This window comes from Halomonas citrativorans, assembly GCF_014898005.1.
Taxonomy (GTDB): Bacteria; Pseudomonadota; Gammaproteobacteria; order Pseudomonadales; family Halomonadaceae; genus Vreelandella; species Vreelandella citrativorans.
In genome coordinates this window covers 1-17068 of sequence record NZ_JABUYX010000037.1, presented here as the reverse complement: position 1 = coordinate 17068, position 17068 = coordinate 1, and the positions used below count along the sequence as shown (strand labels likewise).

Genomic DNA, 17068 nt, shown 5'->3' with positions numbered 1-17068 from the left:
CAGTTCCGAAAACTCACCAAGACCAAGGGTGGGTTTGCCAACGAAAATAGCCTGTTGAAACTGCTGTATGCGGGTATTCTCAAGGCCTCAGAACGCTGGACTCACCCTGTGCAAAATTGGAACCTGACGCTGTCGCAAATGGCGATACATTTCCCAAAACGCCTGGACGGTCATATCGACCTATAATGACCAAACTGACACAAAGTTTTGAACACCCTCGGAAATCCGGGTAGCAATGCAATATTTCTTCCAGGCAATGGGAGCGCGGGGCGATGATCGCATTCGCGATCTTCTTATGTCGACGGCTACAGAAGAGCTTGCGCATGTCGAAATGCTTGGTCATGCGGTTGCGCTTAACTTGGAAGGTGCGCCCGTCTCCTACCAGGAGGCTACCGCAGAAGATCCCGTCATGAATGCCATTCTAGGCGGAGCGAACCCACGCCACCTGTTGTCATCTGGGCTTTCTGCCATGCCGGTCAATGCTAATGGCGTACCATTCGATATGAGCCACATCTATGCCACGGGTAATGTGGCGGCAGATATGCTCGCTAACGTGACCGCGGAGGCAAGTGGTCGAGTATTGGCATCGCGTCTTTATAATTGGACGGACGACCATGGCATGAAAGACTTCCTCTCTTTTCTGATTGCGCGTGATACCTACCACCAGCAGCAGTGGTTAGCCGTCATTGAAGAGTTAGGCGGACTTGGAGCACACCTTCCGATACCGAACGCTACCCCTGAAGATCACGAAGCCATGCAGCATTCGTACTACTACCTCAATACCTTGCTGGATAAAGAAGCGCCGAAAGGCCGCTGGGCGGAAGGCCCCTCATTTGACGGTCGTAGCGAATTCACGGCACGCCAACAGCCAGAGCCGGAAGGCCAGGCGCCTACGCTCGGCATGGCAAAGGAGAAATCGGGCGCTCAGAAAGAGCAGATTGATCCGTCAAAATAAGTCGTTATACATAACTCAGTTATTTAAAAGGAGTCAGCACGATGGAAACCCAGTATTTGGAAAACTGGTTACGTGACGCGCATGCTATGGAAAAGCAAGCTGAGGAAATGCTGGAAAAGCAGGCAGAACGATTAGTTGATTACCCTGAGCTTAAGGCGCGTATTGAGCAGCACTTAAACGAGACCCGCCATCAGTCGGATCGCTTGGAGCAGGCCATGGCTGGTTTGGATATTGATACCTCAGCCCTCAAGGATCTGGGCGGTAAGATAACCGCCTTTGGTCAAGCGCTTGGCGGCATGATGATGGGCGATGAAGTCATGAAAGGAAGTATCGCCTGTTACGCTTTTGAGCACTTTGAAATCGCCAACTATAAAGCTTTGATTCAGGCTGCGGAAAGCGCGGGCCATGCGGGCGTCGCTCAAGTATGCAAAGAGATCCTTCAGGAAGAGATTGCCATGGCGGATTGGCTGGCGGATCATCTGGAGTCTACGACCACACAATTTTTGCAGCGTGCTGATGATGATGGCCAGCGCGCTAAACGTTAAGCGCTACCTATCGAAATTCGTTTAACCTGCTACTTTTTAATGCACAAAAAAAGCCGCCTAATGCATGTAGGCGGCTTTGCTCGGTTGGGGAAGGTGGTTTGTTAATCCCCGCCTTCTTTCCATGCCAACTTTTCTACAGCAGGTCGCGTGGAATTGTAGACTCCCAGTTTTTGGAAAATACCCGATACTGCCCTTCATAAGCATCCATCTGGGCATGAATAATAAAGTCCGTTTCAGTGCAGCTCAGCACGGTCCGGGTATACACTTCTGTATGCCAGTCATCCCGCTGAAACGAGCTTTCCGTCATCGTCTCGCCACGTGCTGACGTAAAATCATTGCCTACCGTGGTGTAATATTCGCGGGCGCACCGATGAATCTCGGTACCGATATCGTTAATGCGAAAGCACCCTTGGTCATTGATGACTTCCAGCGTTGAACCCTTGGCTGCCAGATCTTGATGCAACAACCAATTATGCTTGCTGGGTGCCAAGTGAGTGATCTCAAGAGGCGGTGCCGACTGGGGCGCTCCAAAATGCGTTAAGTCATCCCCATGATGGTCTGCGGTACGCACCGGTAGTTTAAGCACGCACTGGTTAAAGGTCATATCCACTTGGGCAGGTTTGGGAGGGAGCCAGGCAAGGGGCCAGTAAGAGGTTGAAATAGAAAGCCGTAATTGGTGTCCTGCGGGGAATTTTTGGGCAATACCGTTCATCTCTATCGTCACCCGGTAGGTGCGATGCGGTTCAAGCGGCGTTGGCTCTGCATTGCTATCACGGTGGGTAAGGTTTAACAGGCCATAGGTGACGCGAGTCGCTTTCCCATCCGGCGCGACATCAGAAAGCCTGACGGCCAACATGGCCTGCGGCTGATTGCTGGAAACTTCCAACTCTAAAGAAGGCGTGCCAAAGATATTTAACGACTCGGTTAATGCATCTGTACTAAAAATAAGCGAGCCGCCGTCTTCTTCGCGCTGGTCGCCGGGTAAGTCAGGTGTTGCGGCGTAGGAGCACCATTTGCCGGCTGACAAGCCAACGCTTAACGGCGACTGTAGCCCCATCGTGACAGGCTCAACGTTAGGTTCAGACATACCAACTGAGCAGGTTTGGGGAGTAAGTCGGTAAGGCGACAAGACAAAACACTGCTCTTGCAAATTACTCGATGGCCACTCGGACTCTGTTAACCAGCGGCCGGGTCTGTCTTCATAAGCGTTGTCAGGTGGTACGCTATCCTGCTCCCAGGCGCGCAACATGGGTTCATCCATAATGCCGTTTTCATCACCTTTCAACCAATAATCCCACCAGCGCAGTGCTTCTTGTAAAAAACCAATGGCGGGCCCGGGTATCCCCTGGTGAGGGTACTTATGACCCCAGGGGCCAATTAAACCCTTACGTGGAACATCAAGATGCTCCATTAATCTGAAGACGGTATTGGTAAAACCATCGGCCCACCCGCCAATCGCATAAACCGGACACCGAATAGCATCATAATTTTCACACACTGAGCTGGTGGTCCAGTACGCATCCCTGCGCTGATGGCGAAGCCACTTATCTATCCAAAGGCCGCTGTCTTCCATGCGTTCATGCCACATGTCCCGCCAGCGGTCGCCCACTATCAAAGGATCCGGGGGCAGGGCATTAAACGCCAGCATTACGGTTGCTTCCGACAAATTGTCTCCCAGCAGGCAGCCACCCATGTAGTGCATATTGTCGGCATACAGGTCGTCGCTTGAACAGAGGCTAATAATGGCTTTAAGAGCAGGCGGCTGTTTAGCAGCGACTTGCAGGCTATTAAAGCCGCCCCAGGAAATACCCATCATGCCGACATTGCCGTCGCACCAGGCCTGGCGGGCAATCCACTCGATCGCATCCACCGCATCAAGCTGCTCTTGCTGGGTGTACTCATCCGTTAATACGCCATCAGAGTCACCGCTACCGCGCATATCCACACGAACACACACATAGCCATGACCAGCAAGGTAAGGGTGATTGGAGGCATCGCGGCCTCGCGTAATATCGCGCTTGCGGTAAGGGATGTACTCGATAATCGCGGGAAGAGGCGACGCTAGGCTTGCCTCGGGGAGCCAGATACGCGCGGCCAACTGCTTGCCATCACGCATAGGAATAAAGACGTTTTCTATCTCGCGGACGTTATAAGGAAAGTCATTGATAACTTCCATGCTACCTCCTTTTAAAGATCCACTTTTTCGATCTCAAAATCTAAAAAATCCAAACAAAATTTATAGTTTTCTTCGATCTCCTCGTGGTTATTGCCGGTGATGTAAAGCGTGCCTAGTCGATAACAAAAGCTGTCCTGATGCAGTAAATCGCCAAGGCGTTGGCCTGGAGCAACATCAAGGCAGACATCGGTGTGCGGTAAGCGTTGTTGAAGCGCCTGTATATTTTCCTGACTAGGCACCCGCGTCACGATGCCATCCTCATGGGCGTAGGGAATAAAGCATTTTGCCGCCACAGGCGCCACGCCTTGGCGGTTTAATAGTGAAGGACGTTGTCCCAAGGCAATATCGATAGCTACTTCATGGTTGGACATGCCGTCAACCAGGACAAATATCTCGCTATGTGACTGAGAAATACGTGTATTAACTTCAATCAGCCAAAGATTGTCAGTCGCCTCGTCCCACATAAATTCAGCGTTAAAACAGCCATTATCGTAGCCAATATGGGTAAGAAACATTTTGGCCGTTTCTACCATTTTGTGGTGAACATGTTCAGGCAGGTTGCTTGGATACTCCAAGCGGTCAAAAAGTGTTTGTGACCCATCCGATTTAGGCTGGGAGATAATACCGTGCACATTGAACTCGCCCTTAAAAACCGTACCTTCAGGGGCGGCTTGTACACCCTTGACGATCTCTTCAACAATGCAGGAGTTACCATCCAGTGCTTGAATTTCCTCGGGCAGGTCAGCATACGCAAGCGCTTCGTTAAAAGGGTCGCCCAATTGACGAATACCCATGCGTATTTCTTCAATCGCATGGTCAAACTGCGCCTGATTCTCCACCCTAAACCCCAAGTGAGAAGAGAAGGCCTTTACCGGTTTTATCCAAAAGGGAAAGTCGAGGGTTACCTGGTCAATCGGATTATCTTTGAAAGGATCGACACCACAGAAGGCAGGCACCACATCAGGAATCACCTTTTGCTGCTCCAGGCGGCTCCAGAGCTTATGTTCACACGTTAAAACGCTCTTGATAGAAGGAGAAGGAAGGTCATAATGCTGGCAGAGGAGAGGAACGAGTACGCTGGTGGGGAAATCCCACTGCGCGATAATGCCATCTATTGACCCTGAGAAGCTGTCTAGTTTCGCCTTGATCTCTTCAAAAAGCTGATTAAACGATAGCTCTTCAGCCTCAACCGCGGTATCCACACTCAGCAGTTCATGAATATTTAATGCTTTTGCCTCACGCAAGGTCTCCATTGCATGACGCTGCTTATCTTCTAAAGCAATTACAAAAATATTACGTTTCATCATTATTCTCTCCGTGAATAAGGTCGTTCTCCTAATGCTGCATAATTAGCGTAAGACAGCTGGCAGCGTTTATCCTTGATATATGTAATTTATTAAAGATCAATCCCTGTCTTTATTAGTTAACTTGCTTATTAGCTACCTTGCGGTTAGCTGATCTTTGTTTATGACCCGGTAAGTTTCAGTTTGTTTGTAAACGTAACGCTTTTTTTCAAACCTGCGTTACCTGAAAAGCGTAAGTCGATGATTGATGGTATGAATTAATATTAAAAAGTTAACAATTGTTAATTTTTATCGCTTGATAGTTTAGTAATATCCTTTATCCAAGTGGGGCAAATAAATAATCCTTGTTTATCTTTTTTTCGTTGACTATATTTTTTTTGCCTCTTATCTCTTTTTGTTATATAAGCTTTTTACCTTTTGGCTATCATGTATAGCTTACGTCTAACTACAAAGGAGTGTAGAAATGGATAAGGTAATGGCAGGAAATTACGATATTATGGACAAAAAAAGCTTTGGCTTTAATGGTGGCACTGATGATTTCGACGCCTTGAATTTTGATATAACACTAGAGAATGTTCTGGGGTTGTATGGAGATTTGGGCAGCGACTCTTTAGAAAGCTTGCGGTCAACGCGCAAAAAACCGGTCGAATTAAAGAGAAATCAAAAGATGCTCTCATTATGTGATGGTCGGGCCGATATGTTTCTAGTAAAAGAAGGATGGGCGAGCCTTTGTCATACCACCGATAAGCGAGGCCAGGATATATGTAATGTATTTATGCCTGGCGATATCATCGGTGTTCGAGAAAGCTTTTTTGACAACCACGATATTACTATACTAGCGCTTACTAACTGTAAGTTTGAAAAAATATCGGTCGAAGATATACATAAACTTTTTAAAACCGATATGGACGTTAGAAAAGCGGTAATGTCCTATATCATGGTCAATGACAATATTACGATTGAACGATTAAGAAGCTGTACGCACCACCGTTCTGAAGAGCGTGTTGCCCATTTTTTATTAGAAATTTATACGCGATTCTGCTTTAAAGGGTTGTTGAAGACCAATATTTACGCATTTCCTATTACCCAAGATGTGGTAGGCGAGCTATTAGGCATTACTAGTGTCCATGTTAGCCGCTGCATGACCGCGCTGGAGCAAAAGAAGTTTATACGTAAAACGAGGAGTAGTATTAAGCTCCTTAAGCCGGAGGAAATGGCGGCAGCAACAGGTTTTGATAGTGAGTTTATTTATGGTCATGTTCTTATAGAGTAACGCTATATCCGTATTTGAGTAGCTATATGTTACGGGTTTTTAATGAAAGATTTACGATAAATGATCAGTGAATCGTATTCTCTTTTGGTTGGTTTTGTTGAACTGTTGGCGTAGTTGTTTTTTGGTTTGAATGTTGGTCGTTGAGAATGAAATTGCCACTTTCTAAAGCCCTCTCCACTGGAGAGGGCTGTTGGCATGGCTTGGATAGCATGAAACCGCATGGCTGATTTGAGTTGGTAAAGTGTTTTAAAGTCAGTGCTAATAATTCCTTAAAGCGTCAATGTGGTGGTAAGGATGTTTTCCATCGCCACAGTCCAAGTATGAAAGCTGGTCAGACATTTAATAGCGAAAGACGGCTTTTAATAGAGCAATAAGCGATCTTTTTTATAATTCGTGAAAACTCAACGGTTGTTATCTTTAGGGGTGGCGTTTTTAGTCAACTTTGGCTGGGTGTTGTAAGTAATTGACGAGTTTGATGAAATCTTAACCCATTAAGAAGGTTGAAACGTTAAAAGTCGCTTAAGCGATGTTGGTTTAATCCACGTTATAAAGGCTGTGTTATGCCTTGCAGAGACGTATAAGTTAGCTACCTTGTTATGGCAATGACATTGATCTGAAATTTAATCATACAAGGAGTGGATTAGATGACAGTCAGCAATCTATCTTTTCATAATGTGACCGCCCATAAGCATTACAGCGAGTTAGCGGATTCGCCCTCTTCGCAACATGCGAAATTTTATGACCCCTATCCATCGCGCTTGGCACAGCCTCCTCAAGCACTTTGGCAGGCGCGTCAGGACGCCGTTGTGAAAGGGCGCCACCTGTCAGGACCTTTAAGCGAACCTCAACTGGATGAATTTGAACGTAAAGGCTTTTTGTTTATCCCGAATCTGATTAGCGGTAGTGAGCTTGATGAGCTGCGTGCTGAGATGCAGGCACTTATGAGCACGGATGCTTACCGCGATAAAGACTTCAGTATTACTGAGCCTGAAAGTAACGAAATTCGTTCACTGTTTGCGGTACACCACCTTTCAGAACGCTTGGGCGCACTGGCCAGAGATGAGCGCGTGGCAGGTGCCGCTCGGCAGGTGATTGGTGATGATCCTTATGTGCATCAGTCACGCATTAACTACAAGCCGGGGTTCGCCGGAAAGGGCTTTAACTGGCACTCGGATTTTGAGACCTGGCACGCTGAGGATGGTATGCCCGGCATGCATGCAGTGAGTGCGTCCTTGATCCTGACCGATAATCACGAATTTAATGGCCCGCTGATGCTGATTCCTGGCTCGCACAAGAAGTTTGTGCCCTGCATGGGGGAGACGCCAATGGATAACCATAAGCGTTCGTTGAAAGCGCAGGAAGTGGGCGTGCCAAGCCCAGAGGCTCTCACTGAACTGGTTGCCGAGCACGGTATTGAAGCGCCGAAAGGTAAGGCCGGTGGGCTATTGCTGTTTGATTGCAATACACTGCATGCCTCAAACGCTAACTTGTCGCCGGACCCGCGCAGTAACGTGTTCTTCGTCTTTAACCGCCCCGATAATCGCTGCCGCGAGCCATATGCGGCCCCGCAGCAGCGTCCGGACTTTCTGGCCCATGACCCAGGCCAAGAGTGGCGAGTCGATAAGTGATTGGGAGGATGAACGATAACCTCGTATTAGGTTGTGGAACATGCACATAGGTAGGGTAAACTGTTGCGTCTGTTGTTAAGAACGCGGCACGTATAATGAGAAGGAGAGTACCCGCCATGCGTCTTGTTCCACAATTTACTGACGGTCAGGCATTTCCCCATGCATTGGGCAAAGTCGTATGTGTTGGCCGCAACTATGCTGATCACGCGAAAGAGCTGGATAATCCCGTTCCCAGCGAGCCGCTGTTATTTATTAAGCCTGCGACGAGTGTCGTGGATATAGAGCAGCCGCTGAGCCCGCCTTTTTCTCAAGGCGATGTACACTACGAAACCGAACTGGCCCTGTTAGTTGGGGAAACCCTCACCCACGCGACGCCGGATGAAGCGGAACGTGCGATTGTGGGTATTGGTTTAGCGCTTGATTTAACGCTACGCGATGTACAAACGAAGCTGAAAGAGAAGGGCCACCCGTGGGAGATCGCCAAGGGTTTTGATGGGTCTTGCCCGCTATCCAGGTTCCTGCCACTAAGCCGAGTACCCAACTGGAATGCGCTGGCCTTTACGCTGGAGGTTGATGGTGAAGCGCGCCAGCATGGGGAAGGTTCGGATATGATCTTTGCGATTCCCTCGCTGGTCGCGGAAATGAGCCGTCATTTCACGCTTGAGCCGGGCGATGTCATTTTAACTGGCACCCCCGCCGGTGTCGGTGAGTTAACTCGAGGCACATCACTGCGCTTAACGCTGACCGGCGGTCTGGAAGTGACAACCACTGTTACTGAATAAGCCAGCGTTGCATAGTGAAAGCGCCCCTTGGTCGTCCAGGGGGGACGCTTTCTATTGGTGCTGAAAAGTAAGGCAAAAAAGTAAGGCGATAGCGTTACTCTAAATACGTATAGCCTTCCAGCCCTTCGTGCAGGCTTGCCGCAAAGCTTTCCTGCTCTTGCTCTGAGAAATCGCTATTGACGATCTGCTCAGTCAGCTTTTGCATAAGTTCCTTGGCGTCAAAGTTGACGTAGGCCAGTACATCGGCAACGGTATCACCCGCCAGCGGGTTGGAAAGCACCCACTCGCCGTGCTCGTTTAATGCGGCGTCAACCGAGTCGGTATCGCCGAACAGGTTATGCAAGTCACCCAGAATTTCTTGATACGCCCCCACCAGGAAAAAGCCTAGCCAGCGCTCGTCTTTCGAGGGCCATTCGGGAAGGGGCAGAGTGCTTTCTACACCTTGTCCATCAACGTAGCTGTCGATACGTCCGTCTGAATCGCAGGTAATATCTTGAATGACAGCACGGCGTGTTGGGGTTTGATTCAACCCGCTTAATGGCAGTACCGGGAAGATCTGCTCAATGCCCCACACATCAGGCACCGACTGGAACAGCGAAAAGTTAACAAACAGCTTGTCAGCCAGCTTCTCGGCCAGCTCATCCATAATTTCGCGGTGTGCCCGATTACGAGTATCCAATTGACTGCGCAAACGCGCACAGGCGGCCAAATACAGGCGCTCGCCTTCGGCACGGGCATTGATATCGCTCAGGCCCAGCACAAACCTGTCCTGTAACTCGCTTACCGCTTGCAGGAGGTCATGCCAGGCCTCGACCAGCATGCGCGGCTCCTGAGGCGTGGCAAGCTGGTCGAATACGCGCCACAGGGCATCAACCTGTATATCGTCCTGAGGCGCCTTCTCGGGCGGCGTATCATCAATGCGCTCTTCGCCAATCACGTTGGTAATAAGCACCGCATGATGGGCCGTCAACGCTCGGCCCGATTCGCTGATTAAATGGGGCTGAGGTAAATGGGACTCTTCGCACAGCTGAGCAAAGGCGCTCACCACGTTACGGGCATATTCGCGCATCGAGTAGTTGGCTGAGCAGTAACTGCGCGAGCGAGTGCCTTCATAGTCAATGCCCAAGCCGCCGCCCACATCGACCGTATCAATGGGCGCACCCAGAGTGATGAGGTTTTCATAAAAACGGGCGCACTCACGCAGGCCACGCTGAATGTCGCGAATATTGGCGATCTGCGAGCCCAAGTGGAAATGCACCAGTTGCAGGCTTGCCAAGGCGTCCTGGGCGCGCAGCGTTTCCACCACTTCCAGAATTTGGCTGGCAGTTAGGCCGAACTTGGATTTTTCACCGCCGGTATTTTGCCACTTGCCTTTCCCCACTGAGGCCAGGCGCGCACGCAGGCCAATACGCGGTGTAACATCCAGCTCCCGGGCCTCTTCCATGATCATCGCAAGCTCGGAGAGCTTTTCCACGACCAGGTAAACACGGTGGCCAAGCTTCTCGCCCAGCAGGGCAAGGCGCACGTACTCACGGTCCTTGTAACCGTTACACACGATCAGCGATGACCCATCGCCCGAGAGAGCAAGCACGGCAAGAAGCTCGGGCTTGCTGCCCGCTTCCAGGCCCACTCGGCCATTACCGCGCTCGGAAGTCGCCAGAATTTCTTCGACCACGCGGCGCTGTTGGTTGACCTTAATGGGGTAAACGGCGGTGTAGCCGCCCTGGTAGTCAATATCACTCATGGCGGCATCAAAGGCGCCGCACAGCTGTTCAACCCGATCGTGCAGAATATCGCTAAAGCGCACCAGAACAGGCAAGCGTAGGCCCGCCTCCTGCAACTGAATAACCAGCTCACGCAGGGGCAGGGTAGGGCCTTCGGCGTCGCTGCCCAAGGGGCGCACCAGCGCTTGGCCGTGGTCGTCTACATCAAAGTAGCCGCTGCCCCATTGGTCGATATTCCATGTGCGGCGAGCACTTAGCGCTGACCCACTTTGCGTTGCACTCATAAGTCAGCCTCAGGAAGAGGTAAGGCGCCATACGCAATGCGTGCGTTTAAGATGGTATGAAAACGCTCGGGGTCGTGAGGTGTTAAATCGTGAGCCGGTGGGTCAACGTAGACGACCAACAGGCGCGATAACCAATAGCGTAGCGCCGTCATGCGCAGCATTATCGGCCATACGTCACGCTCCTCGTGGGTGAGTGGTCGGCGTGCCAGGTAAGCCCCCAGCAAGGCATTATAGCGCTCTGCATTGAGCGTGCCGTCTTCATTTGATGCCCAGTCGTTAATCACGATGGCGAGATCAAACAGTAGGTCACCAGTACAGCCATTATAAAAATCAATGATGCCGCCAAGCTGATCGCCATCGAACAGCGTGTTGTCGCGAAACAGGTCACCATGGATAGCCCCTTGGGGCAGCTTGGCGTACTGACTGAAGGCGCTTTCAAAATCCTCGACTTCGTTTTTCATTAATGCCTGATCATCAGGGCTTAAGTACGCCAATACTTTATGGTGCATGGCCTGTAGCCAGTGCAAGTCGCGGGGGTTCGGGCGATGGCCGGAGAAGTGCTGTGAGATCACATGCAAACGCCCCAGCGTGTCCCCAAGCGCCCGGCACTGCGCCAGGTTAGGGGCGACGGGATGACGGCCCGGCATACGCGGAAATAGCAGGGCCGGTTTATCCGCCAGGCTGTGCAGTGCAATGCCATCGCGGTCATGAACCGGGCCTGGCACTGGCAAACGGTGTTCATCCAGGTAGTCCAGCAGGTCGACGAAGAACGGCAGCTCTTCATGTTCACCTTGTTCAAACAGGGTGAGCACCAGTTCTCGGCGCTGCGTGGTAACAAAAAACGTTGAATTTTCGGTGCCGCCCGCGACTCCTTGCAGAGATACAAAGCCACCAACATCAAAGTTGTCTAAAAACGTAGCGACCTGTGCGTCGCTAAGCGGGGTGAATACAGCCATGAAAGTCTCGCCCAGGTTGCTAAGCTGATTATTGTAGCGGCTTGCTGGCTGAGTTGGCAGCGTTGTTAAGCGCTTAAGCGTATTTGTATCCGCCAGTTTATTTCAGCCGCTGGCGCTTAGCGCGTATCATGACCCTATACTTTTTTTGCAATGGATATTGGTTATGGCCCGTGCCCCGATCGTGCTCGTCGATGGTTCCTCGTACTTGTATCGTGCCTTCCACGCGCTGCCGCCGTTAACAACCTCTAATGGCCAACCGACGGGAGCCGTTAAGGGCGTGCTGAACATGCTCAAACGGCTCATAAAGGATTATCCGCAAAGCCCGATGGCGGTGGTGTTTGATGCGCCGGGCAAAACCTTCCGTGATGAGCTTTACGAGGACTACAAGGCGCATCGCCCACCGATGCCGGATGATTTACGCAGCCAGGTTGCCCTACTGCATGCCTGCGTAAAGGCGCTTGGCTTGCCGCTTTTATGCATTGACGGCGTGGAGGCGGATGACGTGATAGGTACGTTAGCGCACCGTGCCACGCAGGCGGGTCGGGATGCAGTGATCTCCACCGGCGATAAAGATATGGCGCAACTGGTGAATGCGCATATCACGCTGGTTAATACCATGAAAGATGAAACCCTGGATGAGGCTGGTGTGGAAGGCAAGTTTGGTTTGCCGCCTGCTCTGATTATCGACTACCTCGCCTTGATGGGCGACAAGGTCGATAACATCCCGGGCGTGCCGGGCGTGGGCGAGAAAACCGCCTTGGGGCTGCTGCAGGGAATGGGCGGCGGGCTGGACACCATTTACGGGGATTTAGAGCGGGTTAAAACGCTCTCGTTTCGTGGGGCCAAAACGTTATCCAAAAAGCTTGAAGAGCACCGTGAGCAGGCCTATCTCTCCTATCAGCTCGCCACCATCAAAGTCGACTGCGATCTGCCGGTTGGGCTGGATAATTTAGATATTGCGCACCCGGATCGCGAACAGCTGGTTGCGCTTTATAAAGAGCTTGAATTCAGGCAGTGGCTGGCTGAACTGCTGGAGGGAAAAGATGAAGGCGTGGATGACGTAAAAGGCGGCGAACCGGTATCTGACGATGCTGAGGAAACCAGTGATGCGCAGTCAGCCAGCCCTCAAGAGCGCCAGGACCATGTCATCGTTGAGCAAAGCGAACTGGATGCTTGGCTCAAGCGCTTAAAAAGCGCCAAGCGGTTCTGTTTTGACCTGGAAACGACCAGCCTGAATTACATGGAAGCCGAAATTGTGGGAATTGGCCTGGCGCTCGACGCCGGTGAAGCGGCCTATATTCCGCTGGCCCACGACTATTTGGATGCTCCCGCTCAGTTGGATAGAGCCAAGGTTTTAGCGGCGCTTAAGCCGCTGTTCGAAGATCAAAAGACCATCAAGATTGGCCAGAACCTCAAGTACGATATTTCCGTATTGGCCAACTACGACATTATCGTTGCTGGAACGCTGGCCGATACCATGCTGGCCTCTTATGTACTGAATTCCACGGCAACGCGCCACGACATGGATTCGCTGGCGCTTAAGTACCTGGGCGAGAAAACCACCTCGTTTGAAGAGATCGCTGGTAAAGGCGCCAAGCAGCTGACCTTCAACCAGATAGCGTTAGAGCAGGCAGCACCTTATGCCTGTGAAGATGTGGATATTACCCTGCGCTTGTACGATGTGCTGCGCCCGCAGGTAGACAAAGAGGGGCGCCTGGCCCAGGTGCTGGATCACCTGGAGCTGCCGCTGATCAAGGTGATTTCCCACATTGAGCGTAACGGCGTGGCGATAGATGCTGAGCGCCTACACGCGCAGAGCCAACAGCTGGATAAGCGCATTCGTGAACTGGAAATTGAAGCGTTTGACCTGGCCGGGCGTGAGTTTAATCTGGGTTCGCCCAAGCAGTTAGGCGAAATTCTGTTTAATGAGCTGAAGATCCCTGTTCTCAAGAAAACACCCAAAGGCGCGCCATCAACGGCCGAAGCGGTGCTTGAGGAGCTGGCGCTGGATTACCCGCTGCCCAAGGTCATCATGGAGCATCGCGGGCTTTCCAAGTTGAAGTCCACCTACACCGATAAGCTGCCGCGCTTGATCAACAAGGCCAATAACCGGGTACACACCAGTTACCATCAGGCGGTCACCGCCACCGGTCGTCTCTCTTCATCGGACCCGAACCTGCAGAACATCCCCATTCGCACCGAAGAGGGGCGCAAGATTCGTCAGGCATTTATTGCTCGGCCTGGCTATCGCATTGTTGCCGCTGACTACTCGCAGATCGAGCTGCGCATTATGGCGCACCTTTCAGAAGACAAGGGCCTGCTGGAAGCGTTTGCCGAGAATCGCGATATCCACACGGCCACTGCCGCGGAAGTCTTCGGCACCGCGCTGGACAAAGTGTCCAGTGACCAGCGGCGCAGTGCTAAAGCGATTAACTTCGGGCTGATTTACGGTATGAGCGCGTGGGGCCTGGCGCGCCAGCTGCATATTGAGCGCAATCAGGCGCAAACCTATATCGACCGCTACTTTGACCGCTACCCAGGCGTGGCTCGCTATATGGACCGGATTCGCACCCAGGCCGCGGAAGATGGGTTTGTGGAAACCGTGCTGGGGCGCCGCCTGTACCTGCCGGAAATCCACTCGCAAAACCGCAACCGCCGTCAGGGCGCCGAGCGTACCGCGATCAACGCGCCCATGCAGGGCACCGCCGCGGATATCATCAAACAGGCCATGATTGACGTGGACGCTTGGCTTGCAGAGGGCGAGTTCGATGCGCTGATGGTCATGCAAGTACATGATGAACTGGTGTTTGAGGTGAAAGAAGAGCAGGTGGAAGCGTTTATTGGTGAAGTGCAAACGCGTATGCAAGCCGCCGCCGAGCTTAAAGTACCGCTGATTGTTGAAGCCGAAAGTGGGGTTAATTGGGATGAAGCGCATTAAAAAGTAAATAGTGCTCACATGAAAACGGCCCGCCAAATGGCGGGCCGTTTTGTATGCGTGGGGAGGGCTTAGCGCCAGCCGACGCGGTCAAAAATACGAATGGCTTCGGGATTATTCTCACCCAGCACATTAATATTCAGCTCATCCTTTTTGAAGTCACCCCATGACTCTAATACCGGGTCTTTCTTGACTCCTTCGACGACCGGGAACTCATAGTTACGCTCGGCGAAGATTTCCTGGGCGCCATCAGATGATAAGAACTCCAGGAATTTAATGCCGTTTTCCGGGTTTTGCGCATTGGCTACCAGGCCTGCACCGCCAACGTTAACGTGGGTGCCACGGTCGTTCTGGTTGGGGAAAATTACTCCCACCTTGCGCGCTGCTTCACGGTCAGACTCGTTGTCGGAATGGAGCATACGAACATAGTAGTAGTGGTTGGCAACGGCCAAGTCACACTCGCCACTGGCGACCCCAAGAATCTGGTCAGTATCACCACCTTCCGGGTTACGTGCCAGGTTGTTAACCACGCCCTGGGCCCACTCTTCTGCACCCTCTTCACCGTGATGCTCAATCATGGAGGCTAACAATGACTGGTTGTAGATGTTGTTGGAGGAGCGAATGCACAGCTGGCCTTCAAACCGAGGATCGGCTAAATCTTCGTAGCTTTCGATTTGGCTGGGGTCGAAGTTATCGCGGTTATAGAAAATTACCCGTGCACGCTGGCTAAAGCCAAACCATAAATTGTCAGGGTGACGCATTGACTCCGGCAGACGCTCGCTCAGTACCTCAGAATCCACGCTTTGGAACAGGCCATCCTGCTCGGCGCGCCATAAACGGCCCGCATCAACCGTCAGCATGACGTCGGCGGGGCTGGCAATACCCTCACGCTGCATGCGCTCCATCAGTTGGTCGGAGTCGCCTTCCAGAACGTTCACTTCGATGCCCGTCTCGTCGGTGAACGCTTTATAGAGGATTTCATCCGAATCGTAGTGGCGGGCAGAGTAAATGTTAACCGCATCAGCAAGTGCTGTACTTGATACAGCAGCGCCCGCAAAAATGGCGGCGATAGCGACTGAAAGACGTGTTGTTTTCATATAATTAGCGTCCTAAATGATTATGAGAATAAGTTGCATTAAGTTTTATTATTGAATACTTTCGCAGTACCCGCGTCAAGGGAAAAAGAACAAGGTGTTCGTGGCTGTGCAACCCTGCGTGCATATCAAGCGAATGAAAAATACAATGGTGTTGATATTCAACGCAGCCAGCCGAGCAGCACGCCAAAAGTGCTGGCTAAGTGAGACGCTGGTTCAACGAGAACATGGTGACATTATGGCAGTAACCGTATCAGCACCCGATAACGCCACACTACAGGCGCTTTCGCTACACGATGTTCACCATACGTATGCGGCAAACCAGGTGGTGAAAGGTGTCTCGTTAGAGATTTCCCCTGGAGAAGTCGTGTGCCTGCTGGGGCCATCGGGATGCGGTAAAACCACGCTATTACGTATTGCCGCGGGGCTGGAAGCCCTTCAGCAAGGTAGCGTTAGCCTGGAAGGGCAGGCCGTCGCGTCACCCGGCCAGCGTCACCTTCCGCCGGAAAAGCGTAATGTCGGCCTGGCATTTCAGGACTCGGCGCTTTTCCCTCACTTAAGCGTGCTGGAAAACGTTACTTTTGGGCTCAAACAGTTGCCCGCACGTCAGCGCCGCGAACGCGCGGTCGAGCTGTTGACTCAGTTGGGGATGGCGGATTACATCGATACCTACCCGCATATGCTGTCTGGCGGGCAACAGCAGCGCGTCGCCTTGGCCCGGGCGCTTGCGCCAACACCCAAGTTGATGCTGCTCGACGAACCCTTTTCGAGCCTGGATGCACGCCTGCGTGACCGCATTCGCGACGACACGCTGCACGTGCTGAAAAAACTGGGGTCAGCCACGTTACTGGTGACCCACGACCCGGAAGAAGCCATGTTTATGGCTGACCGAATTGCCCTCATGCGCGATGGCCGAATTATTCAAACGGGCACGCCGCGTGAGCTTTACTGCACGCCGGTCGACCCGTTTGTGGTGACCTTTTTTGGTGAAGTAAATGAACTCAGCGGCACGGTTAAGCAGGGCCGTGTGCAGACCCCGGTAGGTGAAATAGATGCCAGCTGGCTGCCCGAAGGCAGTAAGGCGCGGATCATGATTCGCCCTGAGGCGCTGCGGCTTCAGGAACGCGACTTGCCCGCAGCCGCCCACCGCCATAGCCACGTGGTCATGGCAAAGCTACTCGGGCGTTCTAGCCTCATTCATTTGTACGCCCACGGGGCTGATGGCCAGGAGGCGCATCTACATGCCCGCGTGCCCGGCGTCTTTCTACCCCAGGAGGGCCAGCCGATTGATATCGACCTGGACCACTCTCAGGTGTTTGTTTTTCAGGATGAAGCCTAGCCCGGATTTCTCACAGGGTATAAAAGAAAGCGGCTGAAAGTGTTAACGTTTCAGGGCCTTACACCAAAAACCA

Annotated in this window: 12 protein-coding genes and 1 pseudogene; 8 read left to right on the top strand and 5 right to left on the bottom strand. The window is 51.9% G+C overall.

From position 1 onward, the window contains the following. The 3 genes and pseudogenes from INT20_RS17215 to INT20_RS17205 form a co-directional block, all read left to right on the top strand. Window positions 1-186: pseudogene (locus INT20_RS17215) on the top strand (IS256 family transposase); the annotation flags it as partial. 37 nt (window positions 187-223) lie between these two features. Continuing rightward, a complete protein-coding gene (locus INT20_RS17210; RefSeq protein ID WP_319643867.1) occupies window positions 224-955 on the top strand; it encodes a manganese catalase family protein in 732 nt (243 codons plus the stop codon). A gap of 41 nt (window positions 956-996) precedes the next feature. Then, on the top strand, window positions 997-1500 hold the full coding sequence (locus INT20_RS17205; RefSeq protein WP_193057396.1) for a ferritin-like domain-containing protein: 504 nt from the start codon (window positions 997-999) through the stop codon (window positions 1498-1500). A gap of 133 nt (window positions 1501-1633) precedes the next feature. Here INT20_RS17205 and INT20_RS17200 read toward each other — a convergent pair whose 3' ends face one another. Both INT20_RS17200 and INT20_RS17195 read right to left on the bottom strand, forming a co-directional pair. Continuing rightward, window positions 1634-3676: a CocE/NonD family hydrolase gene (locus INT20_RS17200; protein ID WP_193057395.1), complete on the bottom strand. Its 2043-nt coding sequence runs from the start codon at window positions 3674-3676 to the stop codon at window positions 1634-1636. A gap of 11 nt (window positions 3677-3687) precedes the next feature. Next, complete coding sequence (locus INT20_RS17195; protein ID WP_226912234.1) at window positions 3688-4983, bottom strand: ATP-grasp domain-containing protein; 1296 nt, start codon at window positions 4981-4983, stop codon at window positions 3688-3690. Between the two features lie 460 nt (window positions 4984-5443). Here INT20_RS17195 and INT20_RS17190 point away from each other — a divergent pair, with 460 nt between their 5' ends. The 3 genes from INT20_RS17190 (at window position 5444) to INT20_RS17180 (ending at window position 8663) form a co-directional block, all read left to right on the top strand. Then, a complete protein-coding gene (locus INT20_RS17190; protein ID WP_193057394.1) occupies window positions 5444-6253 on the top strand; it encodes a Crp/Fnr family transcriptional regulator in 810 nt (269 codons plus the stop codon). 644 nt (window positions 6254-6897) lie between these two features. Further along, window positions 6898-7881, top strand: a complete 984-nt coding sequence (gene thpD / locus INT20_RS17185) for an ectoine hydroxylase (protein ID WP_193057393.1) — start codon at window positions 6898-6900, stop codon at window positions 7879-7881. A gap of 116 nt (window positions 7882-7997) precedes the next feature. Further along, the gene (locus tag INT20_RS17180; protein WP_172117345.1) at window positions 7998-8663 is read left to right on the top strand and encodes a fumarylacetoacetate hydrolase family protein; all 666 of its coding nucleotides are present in this window, start codon (window positions 7998-8000) and stop codon (window positions 8661-8663) included. A 94-nt stretch (window positions 8664-8757) separates the two neighbouring features. Here the strand turns inward: INT20_RS17180 and speA are convergent, their stop codons facing one another. Then, window positions 8758-10671, bottom strand: a complete 1914-nt coding sequence (gene speA / locus INT20_RS17175) for a biosynthetic arginine decarboxylase (RefSeq protein WP_193057392.1) — start codon at window positions 10669-10671, stop codon at window positions 8758-8760. Beyond that, the gene (locus INT20_RS17170; RefSeq protein ID WP_172117347.1) at window positions 10668-11627 is read right to left on the bottom strand and encodes a homoserine kinase; all 960 of its coding nucleotides are present in this window, start codon (window positions 11625-11627) and stop codon (window positions 10668-10670) included. Before INT20_RS17170 ends, speA begins: the two co-directional genes overlap by 4 nt. Before the next feature lie 163 nt (window positions 11628-11790). On the opposite strand from INT20_RS17170, the gene polA reads away from it, so the two are divergent. Beyond that, window positions 11791-14565: a DNA polymerase I gene (polA, locus tag INT20_RS17165; RefSeq protein ID WP_193057391.1), complete on the top strand. Its 2775-nt coding sequence runs from the start codon at window positions 11791-11793 to the stop codon at window positions 14563-14565. A 68-nt stretch (window positions 14566-14633) separates the two neighbouring features. Here the strand turns inward: polA and INT20_RS17160 are convergent, their stop codons facing one another. Then, window positions 14634-15659 carry a Fe(3+) ABC transporter substrate-binding protein gene (locus tag INT20_RS17160; RefSeq protein ID WP_193057390.1) on the bottom strand — a complete coding sequence of 342 codons (1026 nt, stop codon included), beginning with the start codon at window positions 15657-15659 and terminating at the stop codon, window positions 14634-14636. Window positions 15660-15894: 235 nt separating this feature from the next. Here INT20_RS17160 and INT20_RS17155 point away from each other — a divergent pair, with 235 nt between their 5' ends. Continuing rightward, on the top strand, window positions 15895-16995 hold the full coding sequence (locus INT20_RS17155; RefSeq protein WP_193057389.1) for an ABC transporter ATP-binding protein: 1101 nt from the start codon (window positions 15895-15897) through the stop codon (window positions 16993-16995). Window positions 16996-17068 lie beyond the last annotated feature (73 nt).